This is a genomic window from Amycolatopsis sp. SID8362 (assembly GCF_010550475.1).
Classification (GTDB): Bacteria; Actinomycetota; Actinomycetes; order Mycobacteriales; family Pseudonocardiaceae; genus Amycolatopsis; species Amycolatopsis eburnea.
This window is the reverse complement of record NZ_JAAGNB010001635.1, coordinates 1-3,777: the sequence shown is the minus strand read 5'-3', so window position 1 is coordinate 3,777 and position 3,777 is coordinate 1. Positions and strand designations below refer to the sequence as shown.

Below are 3,777 nucleotides of genomic sequence, written 5' to 3'. Positions count from 1 at the left end.
GCGCGTGGTGGCCGGCTTGGCGGCGGCCGCCCGCGTGGTGCGGGTGGTGGTGGCCTTGGCCGGGGCCGCGGCGGCCTTGGTGGCGGTCGCGCGGGTCGCCGTGGCGGCGGTGGCGCGCTTGACCGGGGTGGCCTTCGGCAGCTTCTTGGCGCCGCCGATGACGTCCTTGAAGGTGGTGCCAGGACGGAACGCGGGCACGTTGGTCTTCTTGACGCGCACGGCCTCGCCGGTACGCGGGTTGCGCGCGGTGCGGGCGGCACGGGCACGCTTCTCGAACACACCGAAACCGGTGATGTTGACCTTCTCGCCCTTGTTGACCGTCCGGATGATGATGTCCACCAGACCGTCGACGGCCTGCGAAGCCACCTTCTTGTCGCCCAGGCGCTCCGACAGCGCCTCGATCAGCTGGGCCTTGTTCGTCATTCCAGTCCTCCGTAGCGGAACTAGCGTCTGGCCCATAACGGCCAACGTCACACAGAGTATTACTCAGAAGGCCCAGATTCAAACGAGGGTGGCGACGAACTCTCTTGCGTTGTCGGGGAAACAGCGGCAACAACACCGCCGTCGAGTCCCACCTGGACACACACGCACAGCACGAACGTCCACCTGACCTGCACATACGCCACCACATTCACCCACGGTCCATAGAGGACACAGACAGCGGTTCGCTCACCTGTTCGACGTCGGTGCCGGGGAAAAACCGGCTGCGGCTCAACAACTACCGGCACCTGAGCAGCCCGGCAACGAGCCCACCAAGACGTTCGTCTCTTCATCCAGTTCCACGGCGAGCTACGGGTCGACCCGTGTGTGAGCGACGTCGACGATCGCATCGGCCATCTCCCGCTGCAGCCAGGAACTCCACGGGTACCGGTCCGCCGGGACAGTGGTGAGCGGGGATCGAAAACTCTGACCGGGCGAGCCCACACCACGCAAGGTGGTGGAGGTTCGTCCAGTCGTTGCCGAGGCCCTCGGACACGTGGTAGCCGCCGTGCCTCGCGTCGACGTTGGAGACGTAGAGCTCGCCGTCGGCATCACGGCCGAGCCAGGTCCGGAGCCGGGAGATGTACCCCCTGCCGGGTGGCGGCCGACCACGCCCCAGGCATCCATGCCCAGCTGCTGGGGGATCTCTCGTCCGCGGCCACTCCCGGTGCAGGGCGAGGTAGGCAGCCAGTTCGGTGAGCCAGTTGCCTTCCACCACCCGCGGATCCACGTCGGCCAGCCGCGGCCTGTTCCGGCTGCTCTGCGGCAGATTCACAGATGACTCGCGCAGGAACATCGGTGCCCTGGAGCGGAACGTTCCGGTAGTCCCCAGCCGCAACCTGGCTGGCCTCGTCAGCCGAGGCGAGCGCTTTCACGAGCTCATTAGGAGTGCTGCCACCCCGGTAGCGCGGCTCGCCGTGACGTTTCCGACGGGTAGCAGCGGGCGTTGGCTCAGCCCTCGGCGAGGGTGCGGTGGAACCGCTCGATCTTGCCGTTCGACTGTGGCCGGTAGGGCCGGGTTCGTTTCGGGGTGATGCCCAGCTCGGCGCAGGTGTCGTGCCAGGCGCGGGAGCGATGCGCCGAGCCGTTGTCCGAGAGCACTCGTTCGACGGTGACGCCGAGGTCAGCGAACCAGGCGGCTGCCCGGCGCAGGACCGCGGTGGCGGCGGTTTCGTCGGGGTGCACGAACGCGGTGCCGGTGCGGGCGTGCCGGTCGGTGCTCCAGGTTCCGGTGCGTCGCGAGGTCACCGACCGGTTCTTGTCGCCTTGCTGTTTGCCGACGTAGCGCCAGCCGCCGCCGTCGGGGATTTTGGCGAGCTTGGTGACATCGACGTGGATCAGCGAGCCGGGGTGGTCGTGTTCGCAGCGGCGCAGCGGTTCGCCGATGCCCCGGTCGACGTGGGTGAGGCGGTTGATCCGGCAGCGCACGAGTACGGCGTGCACGGTCGATGCTGGGATCCCGAGGCGGCCGGCGATCTGGACCGGGCCCAGCCGGTGCCGCCACCGCAGTCGCACGATCGCCCGCACCAGGTGCTCGGGGGTGCGGGCCGGGCTGCGGTGCGGACGGCAGCTGCGGTCGGTCATCCCGGCGGCGTCTTCGCGGCGGTAGCAGTCGGCCATTTTCGCGGGGGGGGTGTGGCGGCGACCATGAACGTCTTCGCGGCTTGGGTGCCGGTCCAGCCCTGTTCGACGATCTGGCGGGCGAGCCGGAGTCGGGTGCGGCCCGTGATGTTCACGGTCGCGGACCTGATCACAGCAGCAGCCCGGGTGGCCCGCAAGAAGTCGACCGTAGGCTGAAGCTTTCGGGAAACGCCGGAGCCGGCCGGGCATTGCCTGGTGGTTTTCGGCGTTTCGCTACGGCATCGGTGTCGAAGCCCGTGACGGCTGGCTCGCGGCGATCCAGAAATTCCGCGCCGGGATGGCTTGACGACAGGTCAGTGGCGCGGCTCCCAAACGCCGGCGAAGCTCCCACAGCTGATCCAGGCTCCGCTCAGCGACTCCCGAATCCTCTCCTCCACTCCGGTGTAGGCGAAGGTCGGCGCGTCGGATGCGATGGCGGCGGGCACCGGGCGGCCCTCGGTCAGCGCGGTCCCCTTGACGGACCGGGAAGAGCACGAGGTAGTCCCCTTCCCGGTCGAGGCGTTTCGCCGCGCCGACCATCCTTTGTGGAGCATCTCCGGTCAGCTCCATCGGGAGCGGCCATTCCATCGGAAAGGGATTGCGCACCCCGAACACGGGGGCCACAAACGCGTTGTCGGGCAGGAACGCCACCCGCGAAGCCGGATAGCGAGCCATGCAGTCACGGATCTGCGCCACGTAAGTGTGGACGCTGGGATTTGTCCGCACACCACGCATCGCCGGAGCGACGTCACCAAGGCTTGCTGTCAGCTCGCCCTGCGGCCGGTCGGCATACGGCGCCTTGTCGTGTGCGGCCATGACCTGAACCGCGACGAGACCGAAGCCGAGGACACCGAGTACGCCGCCAGAGATCGCCCGCACTTTCGGTAGCTCGTCACCTACGGCCAGTGCCACGGCCTCCAACGTCCCGAGCACGAAGACACCGGTGATCAGGCCCGGCATCGGATAGCCCCCACGACAGGCTGGCCATCCGCCCCAAGAGCGCAACTAGCAAGTACGGGTCTGCCCAGGGTCTGGTTGACACCTCACCTGTGAGGCTTCGGCCTCGCCTGGAAGGATGTCATCGTGCCCAAGCCCTACCCCCGCGAGTTCCGTGACGACGTCGTCGCCGTCGCTCGCCGCGGCGAGACCCCGTTGAAGCAGGTCGCCAAAGACTTCGGGATCTCCGAATCGTGCCTGGCCAACTGGCTGCGCGCGGCCGACGTCGAGGACGGCACCCGGCCCGGAGTGACCCGGGAGGAGTCCGCCGAGCTACGCGAGCTGCGTAAACGCAACCGGCTGCTGGAGCAGGAGAACGAGGTCCTGCGCAAGGCCGCGGCCTACCTGGCGCAGGGCAATCTGCCGGGAAAATAGCCTTCCCGCTCGTCCGTGAACTGGCCGCGGCCGGCGCCCCCGTGCGGGTGCCGGCCGCGGTGACGTGCAGGGTGCTGGGGATCTCCCGGCAGGCCTACTACCAGTGGTGCGCTGCCCCGGTCTGTCAGCGGGACTTCGACGACGCGCATCTGATCAACGCCGCGCTCGAGATCCATGCCGACGATCCGGCCGATGGGTACCGGTTCATCGCTGACGAACTCGCCCGCCGCGGGTTCACTGCCTCGGAGAACCGGGTGTGGCGGATCTGCTCGATGCAGAAGATCTTCTCGCTGCACGCCAGGAAGA

At 68.2% G+C, this 3,777-nt stretch carries 2 protein-coding genes and 2 pseudogenes; 1 reads left to right on the top strand and 3 read right to left on the bottom strand.

Annotated features, from left to right (window positions below; genetic code table 11):
* The 3 genes and pseudogenes from G3I65_RS50610 to G3I65_RS50600 all read right to left on the bottom strand — a co-directional run.
* The coding region (locus G3I65_RS50610) for an HU family DNA-binding protein (RefSeq protein WP_160703019.1) at positions 1-423 on the bottom strand (423 nt) is incomplete at its 3' end.
* 945 nt (positions 424-1,368) lie between these two features.
* Positions 1,369-2,231, bottom strand: a pseudogene (locus G3I65_RS50605) (DDE-type integrase/transposase/recombinase); the annotation flags it as partial.
* 103 nt (positions 2,232-2,334) lie between these two features.
* Positions 2,335-3,060, bottom strand: a complete 726-nt coding sequence (locus tag G3I65_RS50600) for a hypothetical protein (RefSeq protein ID WP_160703015.1) — start codon at positions 3,058-3,060, stop codon at positions 2,335-2,337.
* Positions 3,061-3,183: 123 nt separating this feature from the next.
* Here G3I65_RS50600 and G3I65_RS58035 point away from each other — a divergent pair.
* Positions 3,184-3,777: pseudogene (locus tag G3I65_RS58035) on the top strand (transposase); the annotation flags it as partial.

Excerpts from the sequence above, each read along its gene's own strand:
- G3I65_RS50600 (WP_160703015.1), bottom strand. The coding sequence starts at position 3,060 with ATGCCGGGCCTGATCACCGGTGTCTTCGTGCTCGGGACGTTGGAGGCC.